The organism is Streptomyces sp. NPDC059443, assembly GCF_042750105.1.
GTDB lineage: Bacteria > Actinomycetota > Actinomycetes > Streptomycetales > Streptomycetaceae > Streptomyces.
In genome coordinates this window covers 211,178-236,202 of record NZ_JBHYVM010000004.1, presented here as the reverse complement: position 1 = coordinate 236,202, position 25,025 = coordinate 211,178, and the positions used below count along the sequence as shown (strand labels likewise).

The following is a 25,025-nucleotide window of genomic DNA, read 5'->3' as shown; positions in this document are numbered from 1 at the left end:
CCAGCCCCTATCTTGCCCCCCATTTTGAATCAGCGTGGGGGGATCCGGTGCGTGGCGTACGGGCGGATGTGCCAGGGCTACATGCGGGCCCCGAAGTTCTGCGTCCACCAGGGTCCGCCGGCGCCCTGGTGGACGCCCACGCCGATGTCCTTGAAGGAGCAGTTGAGGATGTTCGCGCGGTGTCCCGGGCTCTTCATCCAGGCGTCCATGACCTGCGCCGGGGTCTGCTGCCCCATCGCGATGTTCTCCCCGTACGTGGACCAGCGGTACCCGGCGGCCGTCGTCCGCTGCCCCGGGTCGCCGCCGTCGGGATCGGTGTGCGAGAAGTAGTCCCGCTGCGCCATGTCGTCGGAGTGCCCCTGCGCGGCCGTACGCAGCTGCGCGTCATCCTTGAGCGGACCGCAGCCGGCCGCCGCGCGCTCGGAGTTGACCAGCGCGATCACCTGGGCCGCGGGACCGCCGCCCGCCGGGGCGGGAGCGGGGGGCTTCGCCGGGGAGGACTTCGGGCTCGGCTTGGCACTGGGAGTGGGGGTCGGCGTGGGGGACGGGCTCGGGCTCTCGCTCGCGCTCGGGCTCGGGCTCGGCGAAGCGGAGTCCGACGGGCTCGGCGCGGGCGACGGGGACTGCGGGGGCACCGCGACACCGGACTCGGGAGCCAGCATCGAGGCGGCCGGGCTCTCGGGGGCGGCGGTACCGGGCCGCGTGGTGAGGTAGGTCAGCCCGCCGCCCACGACGCAGGCGGCGAGCACCGCACCGCCGACCACCCGGCGGCGGCTGCGGGTACGGCGGCGCTTGCGCAGCGAGGCGCGGCCCGCGCCCGCGTCGGCGGTGTCAGCGGCGAGGGTGGCGGTGTGGGCGCCGGTGTGGGCGCCCCCGTCGGTGTGGAACGGCGCGAGGGGGTCGCCCGCCAGGCCCGCGGCGTCCGCCGGACCCGGGGCTCCGGTCGCCAGGCCCACGGGGACGATGCCGGACGCGGCGGCCGACCGGACGCCCGCGAGCAGCGCCACCGAGACCGGTACCAGCGCCAGCCCGGCCAGCAGCCCTTCGGCCGGCACCAGGCCGTTCCACAGCCCGGAGCACCGTAGGCACTCACGGGCGTGCCGGGCTATTCGCTTGCGCCACAGCACCGAGGGCAACCCGTCCCAGCCCGCCGCCACCGTCCGCAGCCCCTCGCAGGGCGGCTGCGCGCCGAGCGCCCGCTCCACCACCCGGGCCGACTCCAGCTGCGCCTTCATCCGCTGCACCCGTACCGCGGTGTGCTGCGGGGACAGCTCCAGCGCCGCGGCCATCTCCGTGCGCGTCAGCTCCCCGGCGCACTCCAGCCACCACAGCGACAGCAGCGCCCGGTCGTCGGGCTCCAGCCAGCGCGTGGCGCGGGCCGTCTCGCGCCGCTGACCGTCCAGCTGGAGCCTCAGGACGGTCAGGTCCACGAAGTCGGCGCCCGGATCGGCCAGTTCCCAGGCGGCCTCCAGGCCGCTCTCGCCGGGGGCGCTGCGGCGGGCCTGCCAGTGGGCGCGCACGCGGTTCATGGCGATCGCCACCAGCCAGGAGCGGAAGCTGTCGTCGTCGCGCAGGCCGCCCAGGCCGTCGAGTGCGCGCAGCATGGTGTCCTGGACCACGTCGTCCACGTCGACGGACCCGTTCAGGGCCCGCCCGACGATGTTGTAGACGAGCGGCAGATAGGCGCTGACCAGGTCGTCCTGGGCGCGCGGATCGCCCGCGCGGGCCGCGGCGACCAGTGCTGCCGTGTGCTGAGTGCTCATGATGCGAATCCCTGTCCGTACCGACGGTCGATGATGCCCAATACCTGGGAGACCGTCGAGGTGGGCCCGGATAACACTTATCCGGAGTACGAATCCGGAGCCAGTCGGGCGGCCAGGGCGTCGAGGTCGGGCAGGAACCAGATGTGGCGCCCCTGGTTCGATTCGCGGACGAGGTCGGTCAGGGCGGAGCTGGCCCGCAGGTGGTGCGAGATGTCTCCGAGGACCACCAGCCGGAGATGGTAGTTCACGAACTTCTGCATGATCGCCCCGGCGAGGCCGCCGCTCAGGTCGAAGAACCCTTCGTCGAGCCGCCGGGCCGGGACGGCGACCACCTCGGCCCGGTAGAAGGCCGCGCCGATCAACTGGTCGAGGGCGTCCTGCTCGGAGGCGACGGGCGGGCCGTCCGCGGCGCAGACGAGCACCGGAACGCCGTGGTGCTCCACGACGTGGTCGGTCCCGGCGTGGTCGGTTCCGAGGCCGTCGGTCCCGAGGCCGTCGATCCCGAGGTGATCAGTCACGGTGGGTCACCCCCATGCCGTTGCCCGGTCCGAGTGCCCCGTCGAGCAGGTGCAGCAGATCGGCGGTGGTGGCCGGATCGCCGAGGATCACGATCTTCATGCGGGCCCGCTCCTTGTCGTAGACCGTCTGGACGCGCAACGGGTCCGGGGTGTCCCGGGGGGACTGCGCGGTCGCGGTGAGGAGGGTGGCGAGCCGGCTCGCGGCGTCCGGGCCGATCGCGTCGATCTGCACGATGCTCGACACCTCCACGTGCCCGCGCGGCCGGTCCGGTTCCGCCGGAGGGACGTCCGCGTCCCCGGCCGGGGCCGGCAGGCTGGTCAGCGCCTCGAAGTCCTCGCGGCTGATCCGGTACTGCTTGCCGATCCGCACCGCCTTCAGCCGCCCGTCGCGCACGTAGTTCCGTACGGTCCGCACGTGCAGCCCCAGCCGCTCGGCGACCTCGCCGACCGAGTACAGCTCGCGCTCCTCATTCTCCATAGTGCCGAACCTTACCGTAAGGAGTGCAGAATGCGGAGTGATAGGGAAGGTTAGGGAATCTCCGCCGGGGATAAATCTCTTCGGTGGTGGTCCCCCGTCTCCTAGGCTCCTGGCATGACCGCTCCCCGCTACCCCGTCAAGCCCCGCCCCGGAGACCAGGTCGCGGTGCTCTCCGCTTCGTCCGGTCTGCCCGGACTCTTCCCGCAGCCCTACGAGCTCGGACTGCGCAGGCTCCGGGAGGATTTCGGGCTGAAGCCGGTGGAGTACCCGACGACCCGGAAGATGGGCGCGAGCGCCGAGGAGCGGGCGGCGGACATCCACGCGGCCTTCGCGGATCCCGCGATCAAGGCCGTGATCGCCAGCATCGGCGGCGACGACCAGATCACCGTCCTGCCTCACCTCGACGCCGAGCTGCTCCGGGCCAACCCCAAGCCGTTCTTCGGCTACAGCGACAACACCAACCTGCTGCTGTTCCTGCGGGACCTGGGGATCGTCGGCTATCACGGCGGCTCGGTGATGGTCGAGCTCGGGCGGCCCGGAGCGATGCATCCGCTGACCGAGGGCTCCCTCCGCGCGGCGCTGTTCGCCCCGGGCGAGTACGAGCTCACCCCGGCCGCCGCCAGCGGGGACGTCAACGGCCCCTGGGACGACCCGCACACCTTCGACTCCGAACCCGAACTGGAGCCCGCCGCCGGCTGGTTCTGGCACCACGGCGACCGGGTGGTCGAAGGGACCGGCTGGGGCGGCTGCCTGGAGGTCCTGTTCCGGCTGCTGACGGCCGACCGGGTGGGGCGACCCGTCGACTCCCACGCCGGCCAGGTGCTCTTCCTGGAGACCTCGGAGGGGATGCCGCGAGCCCAGGAGGTCTACGGAATCCTCCGGAACATGGGCGAGCGCGGACTGCTGAGGCAGTTCCCGGCGCTGCTGATGGGCCGGGCGAAGAGCTGGTCGTTCGAGAACCGGCTCGGCCCCGAGGCGCGGGAGCGCTTCCGCCGGGAACAGCGCGAGGCCGTCCTGCGGGCGCTGCACGAGTACGCTCCCGACACCATGGCCGTCTTCGACGTCGACCTCGGCCACACCGACCCGCAGCTCGTGATCCCCGTAGGGGGCCGCATCCGGGTGGACGGCCCTGCCCGCCGGATCCTCGTCACCTACTGAGGCCTAGGGCGGCGGGGATGCGCCAACTCCTCGTACGAGTCCGGCCGCAGGGGTTTGCCCGAGCCCCCACCGGGTGACAATGAGGGCTCCCACGGGACGTGTTGGGGGCGGCATGTCGGCGTTGCTCTTACGGGGATCCGGCCGGGCGCGGGCCTGGGCCGGGTACCTCGGTGCGGTCGGGCCAAGCGGTCTCGGGGAAGTGAGGCACGCCTCCGCGCCGCCCGGCACGGCGCCTCGCCGCACTGCCGCATCACCCGAGTACGTCCAGTACGCGGGAGATGCGGCAGCACGCCGAGACACCGCACCGGACGACGCGGAAACGCACCCCACTTCCCCGAGACCGCTTGCGGGGGCGCGGTCGCCCTGGCGGCGGTCTGGACCTCGGGACCCTGGGCCGCCGGGATCGGCGCGGCCGTCACCACGCTGGCCGGGCTGGCGGCCGAGCTGATGCGGCCCGAGGAGACGGCCGCCCCCGTCGGCGCCGCAGGAGAAGTGCTGCGCACCCCTGGCGGCCGAATTCCGCTGCTGCGCCAGGTGGACCGGCCCGAGCTGGCCGGAGCCCACCCGGCGGAGGCGCCGGGCGCCGCACCCGCGTACATCGAGCGCGACGCCGAGCCGGGGCTCCGCGCCGCCCTGGAGCGGGCCCGCTTCGTGCTCGTGGTGGGGGAGTCCACGGCCGGCAAGACCCGGCTCGCCTACGAAGTGGCCCGCACCCGCTACCCCCGGCACGCCTTCGTCCGCCCGCTCTCCCGCGCCGCGCTGCCCGAGGCCGTACGGATCGCCGCGCGCCGCCGGCGCGCCGTGCTGTGGCTGGACGATCTGGAGGACCACCTCGGCGCGGGCGGCCTCACCGCGGCCCAACTGGCCTCCCTGGGCACGGCGGTGGTGATCGCCACCATGCGGGTCCAGGAGTACCGGCGCTACGACGCCCGCGAGGAGAGCCGGCTCACCGGCTCCGACCGGGACGCCTGGCGGGCCCAGCGCGACCTCCTCCAGCAGGCTGCCGTCCTACGGCTGCCACGGCACTGGTCGGAGTCGGAGCGCCGCAGGGCCGCCGCCCACCAGGGCGATCCCCGGATCGGGGCCGCGCTGCGCGCGGGGGAGCGGTTCGGGGTCGCCGAGGTGCTGGCGGCCGGTCCGGAGCTGCTGGCCTCCTGGGAGAACGGCTGGGCTCCGGGCGCCAATCCGCGCGGCGCCGCCGTCGTCGCGGCGGCGGTGGACTGCCGCCGGGCCGGGCTCCGCCGCCCGGTGAGCCGGGAGTGGCTGCGCGAACTCCACGCCCCCTACCTGGCGGCCCGGGGCGGCGGAGACCTCCAGCCGGAGCCCTTCGCCGAGGCGATGGACTGGGCCTGCGCGGCCGCCTACGCCACCAGCGGGCTGCTGATCGGCAACTACGGCGCCGGATTCACCGCGTTCGACTACCTGTTGAACGCGCCGGGCCACGCCGGCGTTCCCGTTCCCGACCACCTGTGGAGCGGGCTGCTGGCCCGGGTGGGCCCAGCCGACGCCTACGACATGGGCCTCGTCGCCCACCAGGACGGCCGGCTCGCGCGCGCCGTCGAGGCACTCGACCTCGCCCGGCGCGGCGGAGTCCCCGGCGCCGAACTGCCGCTGGCCATCGCCATCGGGGACTCCGGGAAGCCGCGCCGGGCCGCCGCCGACCTCGCCGGAATCGCCCGGCGGCGCACGGACCGGCTGGGGCCCCGGCACCCGGAGACCCTGACCTCCCGGCACCAACTGGCCTTCTTCATAGGGGAGTCCGGAGCGCACAGGGCGGCGGCCACCAGGTTCGCGGCGCTGGTGTCCGATGCGGGGGAGGTACTCGGACCCGATCATCCGGACACCCTGGCGGCCCGCCACCAGCTGGCCTATTTCACGGGCGCGGCCGGCGATACCGGTGCGGCGGCCCGGCAGTTGGAGGCGCTGCTCGCCGACCGGCTGCGCGTCCACGGCCCGGGCCACCCGCTGGTCCTGGCCGCCCGGCGCAGCCTGATCTGGTTCCGCTCGTTCGCCTCGGACGATCCGGCCGCCGCGGACCGGGAGTTGGCGGAGCTGCTGGCCGAGGCCGAGGAGCGGATCGGCCCCGATGACCCGCACACCCTCGCCATCCGGGGGAGCCGGGCGGCGCTGGCCGCCCGAGCGGGGCGCGCCGCCGAAGCGGCCGGCGCCTGGGCGGAGCTCACCGCGGACCGGACCCGGGTGCTCGGAGCGGACCATCCGCACGTGATCTACGCCCGGCTGGAGTGGGCCCGCGCCCTGATTGCACGGGGCCGGACCTCCGAAGCCGGTGCGCTCCTGAACGGTGTGCTGGCACAGGCGCAGTCCGTCCTGGAACCCGGGCACCTGCATCTGCGCACCGCCCGCGAGCTGCTGGCCGAGGCCTGCGACCGGGCCGGGCACGAAGACCCGTAGGCCGGGCGTGGCCGCTCTCCCAGGCGCGGGCGCCCGCCCGCACTCGGTTGCTCAGAGCAGTGGGGCCAGTGCCTCCGCGGCCGCGCGCAGCGCGGGAACGTAGGCCTCGATCTCCTCGCGGGAGACCAGGAACGTGACCGTGGTGACGCTGACCCCGCCGACGGGGCGGCCCGTCGGGCCCAGGATCGCGGCGCCGAGGCAGCGGATGGTGGGCTCGTTCTCCTCGTCGTCCAGTGCGAACCCTTGGCCTCGGACCGTCGCCAGCTCGGCGTCCAGCGCCTGCGGCGTGGTGAGCGTGTTCGGCGTGCGGCGCGGCAGCCCGGCGGCGGAGACCAGCTCGCGCACCTCGGCCCGCGGCAGGTGGGCCAGGATGCTCTTGCCGATCGCGGTCGTGTGCAGCGGCATCCGCATGCCGACGCGCGAGGCGGTCCGGAAGGGCTGGTCGCTCTCCAGTTTCCGGATGTAGGTGATGGTCTCCCCGCTGTGCAGTGCGAGGTGGACCGCCTGCCCGGTGGCCTGCTGGAGATCGCGCAGGATCTGTTCGATGCCGGCCGGCTCCCCGCCGCTGACCTGCGCGGACAGGGCGCGCAGCCGGGGGCCGGCGGCGTAGCGGCTCTCGCCCTCGGAGCGTACGAAGCCCTGCTCGATCAGTGCGGCCAGGATGCGGAAGGTGCTCGACTTGGGGACCGCGGCCGCCGCCGTCACGTCGGTGAGCCGGTGCGGGCCGCCGGGCGCGGCGACGGCCTCCAGGATCCGCATCGACTTCTCCAGCGCCGTGCCCGCCGCCGAAGTCCGGCCGCCGCGCGCGGTGTTTTCGGCCTCCGCGTCCTCAGGTCTTCCGTCCGTGGACACGTGATCTCCAGAGATGGGTATGGTCTGCATCAGAGATGTTCCGTTACACAATACCAAGTTCCATTACGTGGAACAAATGGGGGGCTGTCCCGTGTCCTGTCACCCGTACGCGGTCATCACCGCACAGCGCCTGCTGCCGGTCCTGCGCAACGCCGACGCCGACGAGGCCGTCCACCACACCACCGCCCTGCTGGCCGCGGGCTGCCGCGCGGTCGAGCTCACCACCTCCACGCCCGGCTGGGCCGAGGCCGTCGCCCGCACCGTGTCCCGCGCCGACGCCCACGGCCGCCCCGCCCTCATCGGCGTCGGCACCGTCACCACCGCCGAGGACGCGAAGACCGCCCTCGACGCGGGCGCCGCCTTCCTCATCTCGCCCTACCCGGCCCCCGAGGTCCGTGCGGTCGCCGTGGAGCGCGCGGCCGTCTTCATCGAAGGCGGCTTCACCCCGGGCGAGATCGCTTCCGCGGTCCGGGCGGCCGGAGCCGCGAAGGTGTTCCCCGCCCATGTCGGCGGTCCCCGGTTCGTCCGCTCCCTCAAGGCCGTCCTCCCGGACGCCCTGATCATCCCGACCGGCGGCATCAGGCCGGGTGAGGTCCGGGAGTGGCTCGCCGCCGGGGCCGCGGCCGTGGGCATAGGCAACGGGCTGCCCGCCGACCCGGGCGAGCTGGCCGCCGTCTTCGCCGACCTCGCCAGGCCCTGCTGCGGCGAATGTGCGGGTGCGGGTGCGGAGCTCCGGCCGTGACCGGGCCGGAGGAGTACGACGTCCTCGTGCTCGGCGAGGTGCTCGCCGAGATCCACGTCGACTCCGCCCTGCGCGACGCCGCCGACGGCACCCCCGCCCGTATCTCCTACTCCGGGGACGCCCTCAACGCCGCGGCCGCGGCCGTCGCCGCCGGAGCCCGCACCGCCCTGCTCGCCGTCGTCGGCGGGGACGAGCTGAGCGTCCCGCTGCTGGCCCGCGCCGCCGCGCTCGGCGTGGACGTCACCCACGTACGCCGCTCCCCGCGCCCCAACGGCGCCTATCTGCTCTCCGCCGACACGGAGGGCGACCGCGAGTTCGTGTACTGGCGCACCGGCAGCGCCGGATCCACCCTCTCGGTGGAACACGTGGAATCCTGGCGGGAGCTGCTGACCGGCTCCAAGGCCCTCATCACCAGCGGGATCACCGGCGCCCTGTCGCCGAGCAGCCGCGATGCCGTGCTGGCCGCGGCCGAGGCCGTGTACGAGGCCGGCGGGCACCTCTCGTACGACCCCAACTTCCGCTCCCGGCTCACCAGTCGGAGCGAGGCCCGCGATCTGCTGGCCCGCATCGCCCCGCTGACCGGGCTGTTGAAGACCTCCTGCCCGGCCGACGCGCTGGCCCTGGTCGCCACCGACGACCCGGCCGAGGCGGCCGCCCGCTACCGGGCACTGGGGGCCCGTGCCGTCGTCGTCACCGCGGGTGCCGGCCGGCTGCTCCTGGACGAAGGCACGGGCAGCGGCCCGGGTGGCCGCACGGGGGCGAGGTACCTCCCCGTCCCCGTCAACCCCGACCCGGTCGACGCGACCGGCGCCGGCGACTGTTTCACCGGCACCGCCACCGCCCGGCTCGCGCTTGGCGACACCCTCGACGACGCCGTCGCGTACGCCATGGCGGCCGCCTCGCTCTCCGTGTCCGGCCGCGGCGGCACCGGACGCGTACCCGGTTTCACCGAGACGGCCGCCCTGGCCGCCGCCCACCGCCTCAGCACTGCCGGTTGACGGCCTAGCCCTCCTCGTCCCAATCCTCGTCCTCGCCCCACTCCGCCTTGTTCTCCTCGTAAGGGAGCGGATCCGCGACCCAGCCCGTGGCGAGGACGAGGCGGGAGGTCCGGTGGACGGCAAGGAAGCCGAAGGGACGGTGGAAGGAGACCTGGGCGCGACGGACGCGGTACCTCGGCCGGGGCGCGGCGCAACCGATGGCCGCGACGATCGCCGTCACGGCCGCCGCCTCGAAGCCCTCGGCATGGAAACGCGCCACGGCCGACTGACGGGCCGAGTCGATGGTCAACGGGTCGGTGCTGATCCCCGGGAAGTGGCCTTGGCGGTCGTCCGAGGCGCTCTCCAGCCCGAACAGCCGCGGATGATGAAGGAGATCGTGCTCCGCCTTCACCTCGAATGCCACCGTCGAGATGTCCAGCCGGTGTTGGGAGTCCTCCGAGAGCACCCGTGTGATGCGCAGCCCCGGCCCAGGGTCCCCTTCGGGGAGCTCGCTCGCGCCCATGGTGGGAATGGTCCGGGTGACGGCCGCGATGCCTGCCTGGAGGGTCTGGCCCGGCGGGGCCTGCGGCTCGCCGAGGACGAGGTGGACGTCCAAACCGCCGTCGCCCACCACCTCCAGCAGGGTCACCGGCCCCGTCGGCGCGTGGGCCACGCGGACCCGGTCCAGGAGGGCCGTGGTGCGGAACAGTCCGAGTACCGGGCCCTCGGCCCAGGGGCCTTGGCCGATCCGAGTCATCCAGGGCGTGAACGGCTGGATCCACCGCAGGCCGAGCGTCAGCGCCGAGGCGAGGACGAAGCGGCTGTCTTCGTCGAGGGCGACCGGTATCTTCTCGATGAGGTCGCCGGTGCGGTCGGCGGCCCAGGCGTCGAGCGCCTTGCGGTCGGTGTCCTCGTCGCCGCTCAGGGTGCCCCGCGCGCCGTCCGGGAGCCCGGCCAGCCACCGCTCCTCCAGCGGGAGATCCCGCCGGGTCCACAGTCCGGTCGCCGCGCGCAGGCCCCGTACGCCGTCCAGCGCGGCCAGCAGCTCCCGCGCGGCCTCGGCGGCCGTGTCGGCGGGTATGCCGAGGGTCGCGGCCAGCTCGGTGCGGGCCGGGCCGTCGGCGCCGTCGGCGAGGAGGGCCAGCAGCGGCCAGACCCCGGCCGCCGTGAACACCGTGCCCGCGCCCTGCGTCGCCGCGTGCTCCGCCCAGCGCGAGGTCAGCGCGTTGACCGCCCGTACCGTCTTGATCCTCATGCGCGGGAGCGTACGGGTTGGGGCGCCGCCGGGACGGGCATTTTTCCACCGCCCGGCGGCGCTGTTCAGGGTGTCGGCCGGCGGCGGGGCCGGCCCGTCAGTGGCCGCGCAGGCCCTGGTCGACGGCGGTCATCAGCTCGCCGTCGGCGGTGTCGGCGTCCAGGGACCAGAACATCGCACCGCCCAGGCCCTCTTCGCGGATGTACCGGGTCTTGGCGCGCAGCACCTGCGGGTCGTCGTACGTCCAGAGGGTGGAGCCGTCGAAGAGCCAGGCGCTCCCGTTGCGCCGGTCGCGGTGGACCTTGTAACTGCCGGAATCGGCAAGCTTCTTGAGGGCCTTGTAGTCCTCGTACCCGGCCGACCAGGTGGCCGGCGCCGGACCCGTCGCGGGCTGTCCCATGCCGTCCCCGCCGCCGCTGACGCCCGTCCAGCCCTGACCGTAGAACGGCATGCCCATCACCAGCTTGTGCGCGGGTGCGCCGCGCTGCTCCCAGGCGTCCACGGTGCCGTCGACGCTGAAGTCGTCGCGGGCGTACAGCGCGGACTGCTGGGCGGTGGTCTTCTCGCCCGAGACGTGGAAGTCGTAGCCCTGGAGGGTCACGAAGTCGAGGTCGCGCATGATCCGCCGGACGTCGAACCCCGCGTCGATCTTGGCGGGAGCGGTCGGGACGAAGGCCGTCAGCTGGTACTTCGACTTCCGCTTCTGGGCGCGGGAGTACGCGTCGAGCTGGGTGCGGAACTCGGCGACCAGCGCGGCGAAGTTCTTCTTGTCCTCGGGGCGGTAGGTGGTGTCGGAGTCGCCGGGCGAACCGGGCCACTCCCAGTCGATGTCGAACCCGTCGAAGATTCCGGCGGCCGCGCCCGCGCCGCCGCGGCTGCCGTCCTGCGGGAGGTTGCCCTTGATGTACAGGTCGATGCAGGACGCGACGAGCGCCTTGCGGGAGGCCGGGGTCAGTGCGGCGTCCGAGAAGTGCGTGGACCAGCTCCAACCACCCAGCGAGAGCAGGACCTTGAGCCCGGGGTGCTTGGCCTTCAGCTCGCGCAACTGGTTGAAGTTGCCGGCGAGCGGCTGGCTCCAGTCGTCGGCGACCCCGTCGACGGAGTTCTCGGCGTCCAGCGGACGCACGTAGTCGGCCCAGGCGTCGGCCTCCCCGGGGACGTTTCCGGTGAAGCACTTGCCGTCCGCGCTGATGTTGCCGAAGGCGTAGTTGATGTGCGTGAGCTTGCCCGCGCTGCCGTTCTTCTCAAGGTCCTGGACCTGGAAGTCCCGCCCGTAGACGCCCCATTGGGTGAAGTAGCCGACCTTCTTGTACGAGGTCTCGTGCCCGGAGCCGTCGTGGGCGGGAGCGAAGGCGGTCAGCAGGGAGAGGGAGCAGACGGCGACGGCCAGCCTGCCGAGCGTGCTGCGGCGCATGGGCTTCCTTTGCGGATGCGGGGAGTGGTGCCGGGGCGCGTGCGCTGTGCATGCGGAAACTATTGGTCTGGACCAGAGCCGGTCAAGGGGGCGGCACGATCCGGCTGGATCCGCGGCGGGTCCCCCAATTGATTGGATCTTCAGTCCGTCCCGTGGCATGGTTGGTCCTGCCGAAGGGGTGTAGCTCAGTTGGTCAGAGCGTCGGTCTCCAAAACCGAATGTCGCAGGTTCGACTCCTGTCACCCCTGCCATGCGTGAGCAGGCAGTACTGCGAAAACGGACTCCAGGGAACCTCCCCGGAGTCCGTTTTGCCGTGTTCCGGGGTCGGCGATCACTGGCCATGGCCATGGCAACAAGTCTGGCCCCCGGGCCCGTCTCGGCCGGAAGGCCGAAACGAGATTTCCCGGGGCCCCTCCCGCATGGCCGGCGCGGTGCGCCGGGACCGCCGGCGATCACCCGTCTGGCAGACTGGGCCGGGTTACCCAGGCGGTGCAGGACAGGAAACCGGTGCGAATCCGGTGCGGTCCCGCCACTGTGACCGGAGCCCCCACGGGAACCGGGAGTCAGACACTGACGCACCGCCTCTTCACATCGACCAGGGGACGCGGATCCCCCGGAGAGGCTTCGCCATGTCGTCGTACCCCCGCGCCCTGCTGCGCGCGCTCGCCCCCGTCCCGCTCCTGATATCGCTGGCCGCCTGTGGGGGCTCACCCGGAGCGCAGGACGCGGCCGCGGGACCGGGCGCCGCGCCCGGGTACCCGTACACCGTCACCAACTGCGGTGTCAGCAGCACCTATCAGGCGCCTCCGCAGCGGGCGGTCAGCATGAACCAGCACGCCACCGAGCTGCTCCTCGCCCTCGGGCTGGAGGAGAGGATGGCCGGCACGGCCTACCTCGACGATGCCGTACTGTCCGCCTACCGGCCCGCGTACGACAAGATCAAGGTGCTGGCCAAGGAGTACCCGTCCAAGGAGGTCCTGCTCGGCGCCAACCCCGATTTCGTCTACGGGGGTTACTCCAGCGCCTTCGACAAGGCGCAGGGCCGCGACCGTGAGGGGCTCGCCAAGTCCGGTATCAACTCCCGGCTCAGCATGGAGTACTGCACCGAGGGGCCGGTGGGCCTGGGGCAGCTCAAGACCGAGATCACCGAAGTGGCGCGGACCTTCGGAGTACCCGAGCGCGGCGAGAAGCTCATCGCCGACGAGCAGCGCCGCATCGACGCCGTCACGGGGCGCGTGAAGGACAAGGCCAAGCCGACGGTCTTCGCCTACGACTCCGGCGACTCCTCCGCCTTCACCTCGGGAGGCAACGGCATCGGCAACGAGATCGTCTCCCTGGCGGGCGGGACGAACGTGTTCGCCGACCTCAAGGACACCTTCGGTGACGTGTCGTGGGAGAAGGTCATCGAGCGTAAGCCCGAGGTCGTCCTCATCTACGACTACGGCGGCACCACCGTCGAAGCCAAGAAGCAGCGCCTGTTGAACGACCCGGCGCTGGCACAGGTTCCCGCGATCAAGAACCAGCGGTTCGTCGTGCTGCCGCTCTCCTCCGCCGTGCTCGGCGTGCGCGTGGCCGACGCGGTCGAATCGCTGGGCGCCCAGCTCCACCCCGACGCCGCGTGAGGCGCCGGCTCGCCCGCGCGTTCACCCGTACGCCCGTCGTCCTGGCCGTGCTCGCCGCCGCGCTGGCGCTATCGGCCGTGGCGGGGCTGGCCCTGGGGCCCGTACGGATCCCCCCGGGCCAGGTGCTCGACCTCCTGCTCGGCGGACCCGGAACGGGGGCCGGTCCGGGCGGCGGAGGCGGAGCCTTCCGGGCGATCGTGTGGGACGTCCGGATGCCGCGCGTGCTGCTCGGGGCGGTCGTCGGCGCCGGGCTCGCCGTCGCCGGCACCGTGCTCCAGGCCCTCGTGCGCAACCCGCTCGCCGACCCCTTCCTCCTCGGGGCCTCCTCGGGAGCCTCGGCGGGGGCGGTGCTGGTGATCGTCTTCGGCGCCGGGATCCTCGGGTTCGCGGGCGGGGCCGCCGTACCCCTCGCCGCCTTCGCGGGGTCGATGGGCGCACTCGTCGCCGTCTACGCGATGGCCCGGCGCGGCGGCGCCATGACCACCGGCAGGCTGATCCTGGCCGGAGTCGCCGTCCAGTACGTCCTGTCCGCCCTGACCAGCCTGGTCCTGGTCCTCGCCGCGCACCCCGACCAGATGCGCAGCGTGCTGTTCTGGACGCTGGGCGGCCTCGGCGGGGCCCGCTGGGGCGAACTGGCGCTGCCCGCCGCCGCCCTGCTCGTCGGCACCGGCCTGCTGATCGCCCTGGCCCGTCCGCTCGACCTGCTGCTCGCGGGGGAGGAGGGAGCGCACACCCTCGGCCTGGACACGGGCCGGTTCCGGGCCGCCGTCTTCGTCCTCACCTCGCTCGTCATCGGGGTGCTGGTGGCCTACAGCGGGGCGATCGGTTTCGTCGGGCTGATGGTTCCGCACGCCGCCCGCATGGTCGTCGGCGCCGGACACCGGGCGCTGCTGCCGGTGGCCGCGCTCGGCGGGGCGGTGTTCCTGACCCTGGCCGACCTGGCCGCCCGTACCGTCGCCGCGCCGGAGGAGATCCCGGTGGGCGTGGTCACCGCGCTCGTCGGCGGGCCGTTCTTCCTGTGGATGCTGCGCCGGTCCACCCGTACCGAAGGGGTCGTGGGATGAAGGGTCCGACATCGGGACCGGTGGAACTCGTGGTCGAGGCCGTGCGTTACGAGACCGACGGGCAGCCGCTGCTGCACGGGATCGACCTCATCGCCCGCCCCGGCGAGACGGTCGGCGTGGTCGGACCCAACGGCAGCGGAAAGACGACGCTGCTGCGCTGCGTCTACGGCACCCTGCGCCCGAGCGGCGGGCGCGTGGTGCTGGACGGCGCGGACGCCGCCTCGCTGGGCGTGAAGGACCGCGCCCGGCGGGTCGCGGTCGTGCCCCAGGACGCGGCCGGCACCTTCGGGCTGACCGTGCGCGAGGTGGTGGCCATGGGGCGCAGCCCGCACAAGCGGTTCTGGGAGCAGGACGGCCCCGACGACCTGCGCAAGGTCGCCGGGGCCCTGGAGACCGTGGGCGCGGCCGCCCTCGCGGACCGCCGCTTCGACGGGCTCTCGGGCGGCGAGCGTCAGCGTGCCCTGGTGGCCCGCGCCCTGGTCCAGGATCCCGGCCTGCTGGCCCTGGACGAACCGACCAACCACCTGGACATCCGCTACCAGCTGGAGATCCTCGGCCTGGTCCGCTCCCTGCCGGCCACCGCCCTGCTGGTGCTGCACGACCTCAACCTGGCGGCGATGTACTGCGACCGCCTGTACGTCCTGGCGGCCGGCCGGGTGGCGGCCTCGGGCACCCCCGCGGAGGTCCTGACGGAGCCCCTGCTCGCCGAGGTCTACGGGGTCCGGACCCGCGTCGGAACCCACCCGACGACGGGCGCGCCGGACATCGTCTACCTGCCGGAGGACCGGAGTCAGGCTATGACTGGGCCTGTTCCTGGTAACCGTAGGGGCGGGTGATCAGTTCCATCCCGTGCCCCGAGGGGTCCTGGAAGTACACGCCCCGGCCGCCGTCGTTGTGGTTGATCTCGCCGGGCAGCCGGCCGTGCGGGTCGGCGTAGTAGGTGATCTTCGCCCGCTTGATCTTCTCGAAGGCCTCGTCGAACTCGGCCTCGGAGACGAGGAACGCGTAGTGCTGCGCCGTGATGGACTCGGCCGGGACGGTCGCGAAGTCCAGGGTGACGCCGTTGGCGGTGTCTACGGGGATGAACGGGCCCCACGGGGTCCCGACCTCCAGGCCGAGGAAGTACGCCAGGAACTCTGCGGATTCCCGGTTGTCACGGGAGTGGATGATCGTGTGGTTGAGCTGAATCGCCATGAGTGAATGCCTCCGAAAGGCACGTCTCGGCACCTCCATGTCTCACCCGGCCGGTGACCGACACGCGATGCCGCGACATGATCCTAAACACCCCTTACGGGTGGAGTCCAGCGCATTCGGGCTACCCGGCTGCCCGGCGGCGGGGCCGCCGGGCCTCAGGACTGCCGGGCCTCGGGGCAGCTAACCCCCGTACACCGCCTTCACGTTGTCCTGCGCCGGGTGGGTCTTGCCGGCCGGGCCGGCGGCGAAGGCCCGTAGCAGGTTCTCCGTCACCCGCGTGGTCAGCGCACCCGAGCGCGCGTCCAGGCCGTGGTTGGCTCCGCCGCGCCCGTCGCCCTTCGCGTCCAGGGCCTCCACCCAGCGCATGGTGCCGGTCGCGAAGACCCCGGCGCCGCTCGGCACGGTGTAGTACGCCGTGTCCTGGTGGCTGGGCCGGCCCTCGCAGACCACGGGGGAGTGGGCCAGGATCTCGATCGGGCGGGGGGTGGAGAAACCGGTGTTGACCTTGTCGTACTCCACGCCGACCAGGTGCGCGAACTTGTCGCCCGCCTTCGCGCCCGTGCCCTCGAAGAGCCAGTGGCCCGGGTTGGTCACGACGTACGGGGCGTCCACCGGGTAGCCGTCGTAGATCACGCCGAGCAGCGCACTCTCCGGGTCGGCCCCGGGCGCGGAACGGAAATCGACGGTGGCAGGGTGGCCGCGCTTGAAGCCGGGATCCTGCTCGTAGGAGGACTTGTAGCAGGCCAGCGTGCGGTCCGGTCCGAGATCGGACGCCTCCAGCCGGATCCGGCGGAAGCAGCAGTTCGCCCCGAGGATCGCGATGTTGGTGCCGGCGTCCCGGGCGGCCGTGAAATGCGCGCGCTGCTCCGGCGACCAGTACTCGTCGTGCCCGAGCGAGAGCACGGCCGAAGCCCCCTCCAACAGCCGCTTCTCCCGGGCCACGTCGGTGGTCGTCGTGTACGCCAGGGGTATGCCGAGCCGCTCGGCGAGTGCGAGCAGCGGAGCCTCGTAGACGAGGAACAGGCCCGCGCCGTCGTCGTAGTCGTACGGCCGGTCGAAGGACACCGCCAGCGAGCGCGAGGCGAAACCGCCGGAGGGGCCGTCGTAGCTGCTGTAGCCGCCCCAGCTGTTGTACGCCTGCCAGGTCGCCACCGCGTTGACCACGACGCTGCGTCCGGTCGTGGCGGCCGACCGCACGGTGACGGGGACGAAGCGCTGGCCCTCGCCGCCCTGCGCGTCTAGGCGCAGCAAGTAGCATCCCTCGGGCCAGTCCTTGGTCTCGACGGTGGTGCTACGGGTCCACCGGGTGCGGACCGTACGGGTCGCCGGATCCACCGTGTGGTCGGGCTGGCGCGCACCGGGCAGGGCCTCGGACCGCCAGACCAGGCGGGCGCGGGCCCCGCCGTACCAGCCCATCCGGTAGGCGGAGACGGTGAACCGGGGTGCGGTGGTGGAGACGTGCAGCCCGAAGGACTCGCCGGGCAGGACGCTCACCTTGTCGGCGAAGCCCTCGATGGCCCGCGCCGGGCCGGCCTTGGTCACCTGCCAGTCGGCGTTCCCAGGACGGGCGTTCTCGGCCTTCACGTCGAAGCCGTGCGGCCCCTCTTTAGCCGGGGAACCGGACGGCTTCGGGCTCTTGCCGGTGCCCGCTCCGTCCGTCCCTCCGGTGTTCGCGGCGTCTCCGTTCCCGCAGCCGGCCACGGCGGCCAGCCCGGCGGCGGTGGCCGCCGCTCCCGTCGCCATGACGAGGAAACGCCGCCTGCCGCCGCCGGTTCCTTCGCCGCCTTCGCGGCGTTCGCCGTCCCCGGGTATGTGCTCCTGATCCATACAGGGCACGTTATGTCACCCCATGGCCCAAGCTTTTACCACCCCGCGCGGGTCCGGGCTCACCCCAGCCGCACCACCACCTCCTGGGAGGCTCCCTCCAGCGAGGTCAGGCTCCCGAAGCCGAGGCGCAGCGCGGTCCCGCCGCTCGCCGAGACCACGCTCGCCGCCTGGGACAGCACCTCGGCGACGGGCCGGTTCCACACCAGGGCCAGGGCCGTCAGCGTCCGCGACGGGTCCGAGACGCACACCACGGCCGTGCCGTCGCCCCGCTCCCGCACCGTCACCGAACAGGGCGCGCTCGCCTGCAGCGGGCCCACCGCCCCGGCCTGCCAGAAGTTGACCCCGGTGAAGCCGAGCGAGCCGACCACCACACCCTGGGCGGCCGGGCCGTTGGCGAGCACCGTCAGCCATCCCGCCGCGGCGGCCCGCGCCGAAGTCTGGGCGGCGGAGGCTCCGGGCATCAGCTGGTAGACGTAGCCGCCGTCCGTCGGATCCGTCCCGTGGTCGTACCAGAGGGTCAGATAGCGCCGGGTCAGGGCCGTGGTGGAAGCGCTCCGGTTGATGTCGCTCCACTTGCCCGTCCGGGCCTCCCGCAGTGCTCTGAAGGTCCCGGAGCCCGACATCACATACCCGCCGAAGCCCGCCAGGTGGGCCCAGCCGGGGCCGGGGAAGGACGCGGTCCACCCCAGGGTGGCCGGCTGGACCGTACCGCCGACGGTCAGGGCATGGGCGCCGGCCGCGCCCAGATTCCGGTTGTCGATGACCGAGTCGACGGCGGTGCCGTCGGAGGCGCTGATCCCGGCGCCCAGACAGACCACCGTGTCGTCGAGGAAGAACCACGACTTGCGCGCCGTGAGCGTGCTCCCCAGCCCCTTCACGTGCTGGCCCACCGAAGCGAACTCCCCGTCGGTGGTGCCGCCCACCCATGTGACGTCCGGCCGGGAGGCCCCCCAGTCGCCGCCCGCGCCGTCGGCCAGCGCCTTGCGCGAGGCGGTGATCCCCGGCAGCCGGTACGGATCCACCGTGGGCCAGAACGCGTCCGCGTACTGCCCGTTGCCGTAGGTGGATCCCCACCAGCAGAGCATGCCGCTGCCGGTGTGCCAGCCGCGCAGGTTCTCGCCGTTGCCCGTCTCGTAGTGGGTGATCCGCTTGGATGCCATGGACAGCGAGGCCGCCCAGCCGGGCCGCCGGTGCGTGGCCCGGTCCATCGACGGGAACAGCCGGTGCCCCACCGGCTCGGCCGCCGCCGTGACCGATGCGTCCGCCGAGACCTCGGAGATCCGGGCCAGGGCCGACAGGGTCTGGGTGGTGTCCGACAGCGGGGCGCTGTAGTAGTCCCGCGCCACCCAGCCCTTCACCAGGGCCCGCCAGCGGGCCCGTTCGGCACTGCTCGCACCCTCGGAGAGCAGCAGGATCGCGGCGAGTACGGCGTGCCCGCGCGTGTGGTCGTCCATCTGCACCTGAAGGGGATCGGCCACCTGGACGCCCCGGCTGGGGGCCCGTCCCGACACCGCGTCCATCACCAGCCCGTTGAACAGGAACGGCGCCCACGCGTTCTCGACCGCGTCGAAGACGATCTGCGCGCCGGGATCGGTGACCTCCCACGCCGTCCCCTTCAACAGGCCGAACAGCATGCCCAGTCCGCCGAGCATGACCGATCCGTACGAGCCGGTGTACGCGACGTAGGAATGCTGGATGAAGGAGCCGTCCCGGTACAGCCCGTCGCCGGTGGTGACGAACGGGAAGACCGGGGAGAGGGCGTCCCGGGCCAGCGCGATCTTCGCGTCGTCCCCGGCGACCACCCCGCGCAGCGCCAGCACCCGGCACAGGTCCACCCGGTTCGCGCCCGTGCTGGTCCCGGAGTACGCGGCGACCGCCGAGTCCGGCACGAAATGGTCCACCGCGGCGCAGTAGTCGGCGAGCCGGGCCGCAGGCAGCTCGTCGTAGAGCAGGACGCAGATGTCGAGCAGAGCCTGGGGGGCTCCGATCTGCCAGCACCACCAGTTTCCGTACCGCACCCGGGAGGCGTTGTAGACCTGTGCGTGCATGTGGTCGAGCCCGCCCAGCAGGGCTGCCAGCAGTCCGGAGTCCCCGGTGAGCCCGGTCCCGGGACGGACATAGGCCTCCGCCATCGTCCGCAGCCGGTAGTAGCTCTGCGCCATCCACTCGGGGTTGGTGGTGAAGACCTGGTCGGGCCAGAGCGAACCGGTGGCAGGAGCCATGGAGGCCTGCCACTGGCCGGCCTGCGTGCCCAGGGCCGCCAACCGGGTACGGAACGGCTCCGCGGTGGCGGAGAACCGTGAACCCAGGATCAGGCCCCGCCAGACCGTGCGCATCGCCTCGTGGACCGATGTCACCGTCCCCGCGAACGCCTGGAAGGCGGGCGTACCGACCAGCACCACGCCTCCGCCCACCGCCGTGAGGAAGGCACGGCGGCTCCACACATCTGTCATCGCAGTCTCCTTTGACTGAAACGCTTCCGGCCACACAACCCCGCTGACTCACCCGTACCGCACGGCTCACGCGACGTGCTCGCGGTAGCGCTCGATCACCTCCCGCAGGACCTCCGTACCCTCCCGGGCCCACAGGCCCGGATGGAAGATCTCGACCTCCACCGGACCCCGGTACCCGGCCGCGTCGGTCAGCTTCCGGAAGGCCCGCAGGTCGATCGAGCCGTCACCCAGCTGTCCCCGGCCGAGCAGCACGCCCTTCGGCAACGGGGTCACCCAGTCGGCGACCTGGACGGACACGATCCGCCCGCCCCCGCCGGCCCGCCGTACCTCGGCGGGGAGCCGCTCGTCCCACCAGAGGTGGTAGGAGTCGATCACCACCCCCACCTGCTCCGCCGGGAACTGCTCGGCGATGTCCAGGGCCTGACCGAGCGTGGAGACCACACAGCGGTCCGCCGCGTACATGGGATGCAGCGGCTCGATCCCCAGACGTACCCCGTGCGCGGCGGCGTACGGGGCCAGCTCGCCGAGGATGCCGGCGATTCGCCGCCGGGCCCCCGCCAGGTCCCGGTCCCCCTCCGGCAGCCCGCCCGACACCAGCACCAGCGTGTCGGCCCCCAGCTCGGCAGCTTCCTCCACGGCCCGGCGGTTGTCCTCCAGCGCGGCCGCGCGCCCGGCCGGGTCGGCTGCGGTGAAGAAGCCGCCCCGGCACAGGGAGCTGACCCGCAGCCCGGCCCCGGCCACCAGCCTCGCCGTCTCCCGCACCCCGAACCGCCGTACCGGATCGCGCCACAGCCCGACCGCGGCGACCCCCGCCGCCGTGCACCCGGCGACCAGTTCGGGCAGCGACCACTGGCGGATCGTCTCCTGGTTCAGGCTGAACCGGGCCGGAGCCGGCCCCCGGCTCACGGGGCCACCCCGTGCAGGGAGAGCAACCGCCCCATCCGGGCCTCGGCGAGCTCCGGATCCGGGAACAGGCCCAGACCGTCCGCCAGTTCATACGCGCTCGCGAGGTGCAGGAGCGACCGGGCCGATTGCAGCCCGCCCACCATCGCGAAGTGCTCCTGATGTCCCGCCAGCCAGGCCAGGAACACGACCCCCGTCTTGTAGTACCGGGTGGGCGGAGCGAACAGGTGCCGGGACAGCGCCACCGTCGGATCCAGCAGTTCACGGAACCCCGCCACATCGTCCCGGTCGAGGACGTGCGCCGCCCGCGCCGCGATCGGGGCGATCGGATCGAAGATCCCCAGCAGGGCGTCGCTGGCCAGTTCCCCGTCTCCGGCGATCAGCTCCGGATAGTGGTAGTCATCGCCCGTGTAGCAGCGCACGCCCGGCGGCAGCCGACGCCGGATGTCCACCTCACGTCTCGCGTCGAGCAGCGAGACCTTGATCCCGTCGACCTTCTCCGGGTACTCCGAGACGATCTTCAGGAAGACGTCCGTGGCCCCGTCGAGATCGGTGTCTCCCCAGTACCCCTCCAAGGCCGGGTCGAACATCGGCCCCAGCCAGTGCAGGACGACCGGCCGGGCGCTCTGGCGCAGCAGCGCACCGTAGACCTCCAGATAATCCTCGGGGCCCCGCGCCGCGGCGGCCAGGGCCCGCGAGGCCATCAGCACCGCCCCCGACCCGCACTCCTCCACGTGCGCGAGCTGCTCCCCGTACGCCGCGGTGACGGCGGCCAGGGAATGCCCCGTGTCCGGGGCCAGCTGGTCGGTGCCCGCACCGCACACGATCCGGCCGTCCACCGAGCGGGCCTCGGCGGCCGACCGGCGGATCAGCTCGGCCGCGGCCGGCCAGTCCAGGCCCATCCCGCGCTGCGCGGTGTCCATGGCCTCGGCGACCCCGAGCCCCTGTGCCCAAAGCCGGTGCCGGAAGGCGAGCGTGGTCTCCCAGTCGATCACCGGCGGTGCGTCGGCTGAGGCGGAGAGCGGATCGGCGACCACGTGCGCGGCCGCATAGAAGGTGCGGCTGCGGGCCGGTCCGCAGGTCAGCGGAGCCAACGGAGTGGTGAGGGGGGTGTGCAGGCGGAACCCGCCGTCCCCGGAAGGGAGCCGGATGCTCACAGCGCCACCTCCGGCACCGCGAGTCGCCTGCCCTCGGCGGAGGAGCGCAGCCCGAGGTCGGCGAGCTGCACCCCGCGGGCCCCGGCCAGCAGGTCCCACCGCCAGGGCTCGTCCAGGACGACATGACGCAGGAACAGCTCCCACTGGGCCTTGAAACCGTTCTCGGCGGGGCTGTTGTCCGGTACCTCCTGCCATTGGTCACGGAACCGTTCGGTCAGCGGCAGGTCCGGATTCCACACCGGCTTCGGCGTCGCCCCGCGGTGCTGGATCCGGCAGCCGCGCAGCCCCGCCACGGCCGAGCCGTGGGTCCCGTCGACCTGGAACTCCACCAGCTCGTCGCGGTTGACCCGGACTGCCCAGGAGGAGTTGATCTGCGCGACCGCCCCGCCCTCCAGCTCGAAGATCCCGTACGCCGCGTCCTCGGCCGTGGCCTCGTACGGCTTGCCCTCCTCGTCCCAGCGGCGGCCGATGTGGGTGCGTGTCAGCGCCTGCACGGTGCGGACCCGGCCGAACAGCTCGTGCAACAGGTACTCCCAGTGCGGGAACATGTCGGCGACGATCCCGCCGCCGTCCTGCGTCCGGTAGTTCCACGACGGCCGCTGGGCGGGCTGCCAGTCGCCCTCGAAGACCCAGTAGCCGAACTCCCCGCGCACGGAGAGGATCTCGCCGAAGAAGCCGCCTTCGACGAGCCGTTTGAGCTTCAGCAGGCCCGGCAGGAACAGCTTGTCCTGGACCACCCCGTGTTTGATCCCGGCCGAGTCGGCCAGTCTGGCGAGCTCCAGCGAGGACTCGAAGGTCAGAGCGGTGGGTTTCTCGCAGTACACGTGTTTGCCCGCCGCCACGGCCCGGCGGACCGCCGCCTCGCGGGCCCCGGTGACCTGCGCGTCGAAGTAGACCTCGACCTCGGGATCGGCCAGCACGGCCGTCAGGTCCGTGGACACGTGCTCCAGACCGTGCCGCTCGGCGATGGCCCGCAGGGCCGGCTCGCGGCGGCCGACCAGCACCGGCTCCGGCCAGAGCACCGTGCCGTCGCCGAGGTCGAGCCCGCCCTGCTCGCGCAGCGCGAGCAGCGAACGGACCAGGTGCTGGCGGTAACCCATCCGCCCGGTGACGCCGTTCATTGCGATCTTGATGGTCCTGCGCTTCACGGTGTCCCCTCCTTGTGTGCGATAGAAAGCGCTTTCACTCACATCAGGCTAGGGCCGTGGAACGCGGCCGTGCAAGACTCGAACGGGTGATAGAAAGCGCTTTCTTCATCGGCGAGAATGGAGATCCGCACACCGGATGAGACGATGAGCCGGGACGGACCGGAGAGCCGGTCGGAAGAGATCGGGAGGAGGGGCCTGATGGCGGTGACACTCGCCGAAGTCGCGGCGCAGGCGGGCGTATCGCCCGCCACGGTCTCGCGCGTACTGAACGGTGGATATCCGGTGGCCGGCGCCACCAGGACCCGGGTGGAGCAGGCGGTCGAGGACCTCGGCTACATCGCCAACGGCCCCGCGCGGGCCCTCGCCGCCGCCACCTCCGACCTCGTCGGCGTCCTCGTCCACGACGTCGCCGACAGCTTCTTCGGCATCCTCGCCGGGGCGGTCCAGCGCGCCTTGGCCCCCGGCGGCCAAGGCGAGGCCCGCCGCCTCGCCGTCGTCTGCAACACCGAGGGAGCGCCGGCCGCCGAGCTCGCCTACCTCGCCCTCCTGGAGGGACAGCGGGCCGGCGGGGTCGTCCTGACCGGCGGAGCCGTCGAGGAACCGGAGCACACCCGGGCCCTCGCCGCCCGCCTCGCCCGGATGGCCGCCACCGGCGCCCCGGTGGTCCTGTGCGGACGCCCCCCGCTGCCCGTGCCCGCCGGACTCCCCGTCGCCACCGTCATGTTCGACGACCGGGGCGGCGCCTTCCGGCTCACCGAGCACCTGCTGACCCTCGGCCACCGCCACATCGCCTACGTCGCGGGCCCGCCCGGACTGAGTACCACCCGGGAGCGGCTCGCGGGACACCAGGACGCCCTGCGCCACCACGACCCCGGGCTGCCCGGGCGCTGCGCGGACCTCACCGTGCACGCCGGATTCGAGCGCTCCGCCGGGTACGACGCCACCCGCGAACTGCTCCGCCGGGGTGCCCCCTTCACCGCTGTCGCCGCGGCCAATGACACCGTCGCCACCGGGGTCGCCGCCGCCCTGCGCGAAGCCGGGCTGCGGATACCCGAGGACGTCTCCATCGCGGGCTTCGACGACCTGCCCGTCTGCGTGGACACGGCGCCCGCCCTCACCACGGTCCGGGTGCCCCTGCGCGAGGCGGGGGTACTCGCCGCCCAGCTCATGACCGGCCGCAGAGCACTGCCTCCCGGCGGCATCACCACGCTCCCGACAGAGCTGATGGTGCGCGGCTCCACAGCGCCGCCCTCCACCGCGCCGCCGCCCGCCGCCACCCCGGGGAGCCGCCCGTGAAGTACGCCTTCTCCACGCTCGGCCTGCCGGGCGCCACCCTGGAGCGGAGCGCAGGTCTCGCCGCGGCCCACGGGTACGAAGGCCTCGAACTGCGCGCCCACCCCGAGGAGCCCCTGCACCCCGCCAGCTCCGCCGCCGACCGCGCGGAGGGCCTGCGGACCCTGACCGCCGCGGGCGTCACCGTCCTCGGGGTCGCCGGCTACGCCAGGGTGGCCGCCCCCGGCCCCGACGAGCCGGTCCTCGCCGAGATCCACGCCCTGGTCCGGCTCGCCGCCGACCTCGAAGCCCCCTGCGTACGGGTCTTCCCCGGCGGCGGTGAACTGCCCCCGGCGCAAGCCGATGCCCACGCCGTCCGCCGCCTCCGGGCCGCCGCACCCTTCGCCGAGCGGCACGGGGTGCGGATCCTTCTGGAGACCCACGACTCGCACCGCACCGCGAACGCGACGGCCCGGGTGCTCGACCAGGTCGCGCATCCGGCCGCCGGAGCGCTCTGGGACGTCCTCCACACCTGGCTCGGTGGCGAATCGCCCGCCGAGTCGCACCGTGCCCTGGCCGCGCACCTGGGCTACGTACAGGTCAAGGACGTGGCATCGGCGCACGAGCCGACCCCGCTCGGACTCGGCGCGGGGGCACTGCCGCTCGCCGAGGCGGTGGCCCTCGTACCGCCGGACGGGTGGCTCTGCTGGGAGTACGAGAAGCGCTGGCATCCCGACGCCGCCGAACTGCCGGGTCAGCTCGCGCGGGGCCGGGCGTACCTGGAGGGACTGGCCGGCCGGGGCCCGTCGTGAAGCC

At 73.2% G+C, this 25,025-nt stretch carries 21 protein-coding genes, 1 tRNA gene and 1 riboswitch; of the genes, 10 read left to right on the top strand and 12 right to left on the bottom strand.

The window, feature by feature from the left end:
- Nucleotides 1-77: 77 nt before the first annotated feature.
- The 3 genes from ACFXDJ_RS05605 to ACFXDJ_RS05595 all read right to left on the bottom strand — a co-directional run bounded on the left by ACFXDJ_RS05605 (nt 78) and on the right by ACFXDJ_RS05595 (nt 2,759).
- Nucleotides 78-1,763, bottom strand: a complete 1,686-nt coding sequence (locus ACFXDJ_RS05605; RefSeq protein ID WP_384652340.1) for a sigma-70 family RNA polymerase sigma factor — start codon at nt 1,761-1,763, stop codon at nt 78-80.
- Nucleotides 1,764-1,840: 77 nt separating this feature from the next.
- Nucleotides 1,841-2,206 carry a DUF4180 domain-containing protein gene (locus ACFXDJ_RS05600; RefSeq protein ID WP_384652346.1) on the bottom strand — a complete coding sequence of 122 codons (366 nt, stop codon included), beginning with the start codon at nt 2,204-2,206 and terminating at the stop codon, nt 1,841-1,843.
- Nucleotides 2,207-2,273: 67 nt separating this feature from the next.
- A complete protein-coding gene (locus tag ACFXDJ_RS05595) occupies nt 2,274-2,759 on the bottom strand; it encodes a helix-turn-helix domain-containing protein (protein ID WP_384652342.1) in 486 nt (161 codons plus the stop codon).
- Nucleotides 2,760-2,873: 114 nt separating this feature from the next.
- Here ACFXDJ_RS05595 and ACFXDJ_RS05590 point away from each other — a divergent pair, with 114 nt between their 5' ends.
- Together ACFXDJ_RS05590 and ACFXDJ_RS05585 are read left to right on the top strand one after the other, a co-directional pair.
- Entirely contained in the window at nt 2,874-3,917 is a 1,044-nt protein-coding gene (locus ACFXDJ_RS05590; protein ID WP_384652344.1) for a S66 peptidase family protein, read from the top strand.
- Between the two features lie 492 nt (nt 3,918-4,409).
- Nucleotides 4,410-6,329 (top strand): tetratricopeptide repeat protein, encoded by a 1,920-nt coding sequence (locus ACFXDJ_RS05585; protein WP_384847884.1) that lies wholly within the window; start codon nt 4,410-4,412, stop codon nt 6,327-6,329.
- Nucleotides 6,330-6,380: 51 nt separating this feature from the next.
- Here ACFXDJ_RS05585 and ACFXDJ_RS05580 read toward each other — a convergent pair whose 3' ends face one another.
- Nucleotides 6,381-7,181, bottom strand: coding sequence for an IclR family transcriptional regulator (locus tag ACFXDJ_RS05580; protein WP_384847881.1), 801 nt, complete (start codon nt 7,179-7,181; stop codon nt 6,381-6,383).
- A 91-nt stretch (nt 7,182-7,272) separates the two neighbouring features.
- On the opposite strand from ACFXDJ_RS05580, the gene ACFXDJ_RS05575 reads away from it, so the two are divergent.
- Entirely contained in the window at nt 7,273-7,923 is a 651-nt protein-coding gene (locus tag ACFXDJ_RS05575; protein ID WP_384652226.1) for a bifunctional 4-hydroxy-2-oxoglutarate aldolase/2-dehydro-3-deoxy-phosphogluconate aldolase, read from the top strand.
- Nucleotides 7,920-8,921, top strand: coding sequence for a PfkB family carbohydrate kinase (locus ACFXDJ_RS05570; RefSeq protein WP_384652224.1), 1,002 nt, complete (start codon nt 7,920-7,922; stop codon nt 8,919-8,921). The genes ACFXDJ_RS05575 and ACFXDJ_RS05570 overlap by 4 nt, the downstream gene beginning before the upstream one ends.
- A gap of 4 nt (nt 8,922-8,925) precedes the next feature.
- On the opposite strand, the gene ACFXDJ_RS05565 is transcribed toward ACFXDJ_RS05570, so the two are convergent.
- Together ACFXDJ_RS05565 and ACFXDJ_RS05560 are read right to left on the bottom strand one after the other, a co-directional pair.
- On the bottom strand, nt 8,926-10,155 hold the full coding sequence (locus tag ACFXDJ_RS05565; RefSeq protein ID WP_384652222.1) for a serpin family protein: 1,230 nt from the start codon (nt 10,153-10,155) through the stop codon (nt 8,926-8,928).
- 97 nt (nt 10,156-10,252) lie between these two features.
- Nucleotides 10,253-11,569 (bottom strand): glycoside hydrolase family 18 protein, encoded by a 1,317-nt coding sequence (locus ACFXDJ_RS05560; RefSeq protein ID WP_384652220.1) that lies wholly within the window; start codon nt 11,567-11,569, stop codon nt 10,253-10,255.
- Between the two features lie 174 nt (nt 11,570-11,743).
- Here ACFXDJ_RS05560 and ACFXDJ_RS05555 point away from each other — a divergent pair.
- The 4 genes from ACFXDJ_RS05555 to ACFXDJ_RS05540 all read left to right on the top strand — a co-directional run bounded on the left by ACFXDJ_RS05555 (nt 11,744) and on the right by ACFXDJ_RS05540 (nt 15,091).
- Nucleotides 11,744-11,820, top strand: a tRNA-Trp gene (locus tag ACFXDJ_RS05555).
- A 208-nt stretch (nt 11,821-12,028) separates the two neighbouring features.
- A riboswitch (cobalamin riboswitch) is annotated at nt 12,029-12,162 on the top strand.
- A gap of 36 nt (nt 12,163-12,198) precedes the next feature.
- Nucleotides 12,199-13,191, top strand: coding sequence for an ABC transporter substrate-binding protein (locus tag ACFXDJ_RS05550; protein ID WP_384847878.1), 993 nt, complete (start codon nt 12,199-12,201; stop codon nt 13,189-13,191).
- Entirely contained in the window at nt 13,188-14,255 is a 1,068-nt protein-coding gene (locus ACFXDJ_RS05545) for a FecCD family ABC transporter permease (protein ID WP_384652216.1), read from the top strand. The genes ACFXDJ_RS05550 and ACFXDJ_RS05545 overlap by 4 nt, the downstream gene beginning before the upstream one ends.
- Nucleotides 14,252-15,091 carry an ABC transporter ATP-binding protein gene (locus tag ACFXDJ_RS05540; protein WP_384652214.1) on the top strand — a complete coding sequence of 280 codons (840 nt, stop codon included), beginning with the start codon at nt 14,252-14,254 and terminating at the stop codon, nt 15,089-15,091. Before ACFXDJ_RS05545 ends, ACFXDJ_RS05540 begins: the two co-directional genes overlap by 4 nt.
- Here the strand turns inward: ACFXDJ_RS05540 and ACFXDJ_RS05535 are convergent.
- From ACFXDJ_RS05535 to ACFXDJ_RS05510, 6 genes are all read right to left on the bottom strand, one after another.
- Nucleotides 15,051-15,449 carry a VOC family protein gene (locus ACFXDJ_RS05535; protein WP_384652212.1) on the bottom strand — a complete coding sequence of 133 codons (399 nt, stop codon included), beginning with the start codon at nt 15,447-15,449 and terminating at the stop codon, nt 15,051-15,053. The two genes, ACFXDJ_RS05540 and ACFXDJ_RS05535, sit on opposite strands and share 41 nt — an antisense overlap.
- Nucleotides 15,450-15,629: 180 nt before the next feature.
- Nucleotides 15,630-17,276 carry a N,N-dimethylformamidase beta subunit family domain-containing protein gene (locus ACFXDJ_RS05530; protein ID WP_384652210.1) on the bottom strand — a complete coding sequence of 549 codons (1,647 nt, stop codon included), beginning with the start codon at nt 17,274-17,276 and terminating at the stop codon, nt 15,630-15,632.
- 59 nt (nt 17,277-17,335) lie between these two features.
- A complete protein-coding gene (locus ACFXDJ_RS05525; RefSeq protein WP_384652208.1) occupies nt 17,336-19,729 on the bottom strand; it encodes a polysaccharide lyase 8 family protein in 2,394 nt (797 codons plus the stop codon).
- Nucleotides 19,730-19,795: 66 nt separating this feature from the next.
- Nucleotides 19,796-20,635 (bottom strand): sugar phosphate isomerase/epimerase family protein, encoded by an 840-nt coding sequence (locus ACFXDJ_RS05520; protein ID WP_384847875.1) that lies wholly within the window; start codon nt 20,633-20,635, stop codon nt 19,796-19,798.
- The gene (locus ACFXDJ_RS05515) at nt 20,632-21,789 is read right to left on the bottom strand and encodes a dihydrodipicolinate synthase family protein (RefSeq protein ID WP_384652204.1); all 1,158 of its coding nucleotides are present in this window, start codon (nt 21,787-21,789) and stop codon (nt 20,632-20,634) included. The genes ACFXDJ_RS05520 and ACFXDJ_RS05515 overlap by 4 nt, the downstream gene beginning before the upstream one ends.
- Nucleotides 21,786-22,910, bottom strand: coding sequence for a Gfo/Idh/MocA family protein (locus ACFXDJ_RS05510; RefSeq protein ID WP_384652234.1), 1,125 nt, complete (start codon nt 22,908-22,910; stop codon nt 21,786-21,788). The genes ACFXDJ_RS05515 and ACFXDJ_RS05510 overlap by 4 nt, the downstream gene beginning before the upstream one ends.
- 225 nt (nt 22,911-23,135) lie before the next feature.
- Here ACFXDJ_RS05510 and ACFXDJ_RS05505 point away from each other — a divergent pair, with 225 nt between their 5' ends.
- Both ACFXDJ_RS05505 and ACFXDJ_RS05500 read left to right on the top strand, forming a co-directional pair.
- Nucleotides 23,136-24,233 (top strand): LacI family DNA-binding transcriptional regulator, encoded by a 1,098-nt coding sequence (locus tag ACFXDJ_RS05505; RefSeq protein ID WP_384652202.1) that lies wholly within the window; start codon nt 23,136-23,138, stop codon nt 24,231-24,233.
- Nucleotides 24,230-25,021 (top strand): sugar phosphate isomerase/epimerase family protein, encoded by a 792-nt coding sequence (locus ACFXDJ_RS05500; RefSeq protein ID WP_384652200.1) that lies wholly within the window; start codon nt 24,230-24,232, stop codon nt 25,019-25,021. The genes ACFXDJ_RS05505 and ACFXDJ_RS05500 overlap by 4 nt, the downstream gene beginning before the upstream one ends.
- Nucleotides 25,022-25,025: the final 4 nt, after the last annotated feature.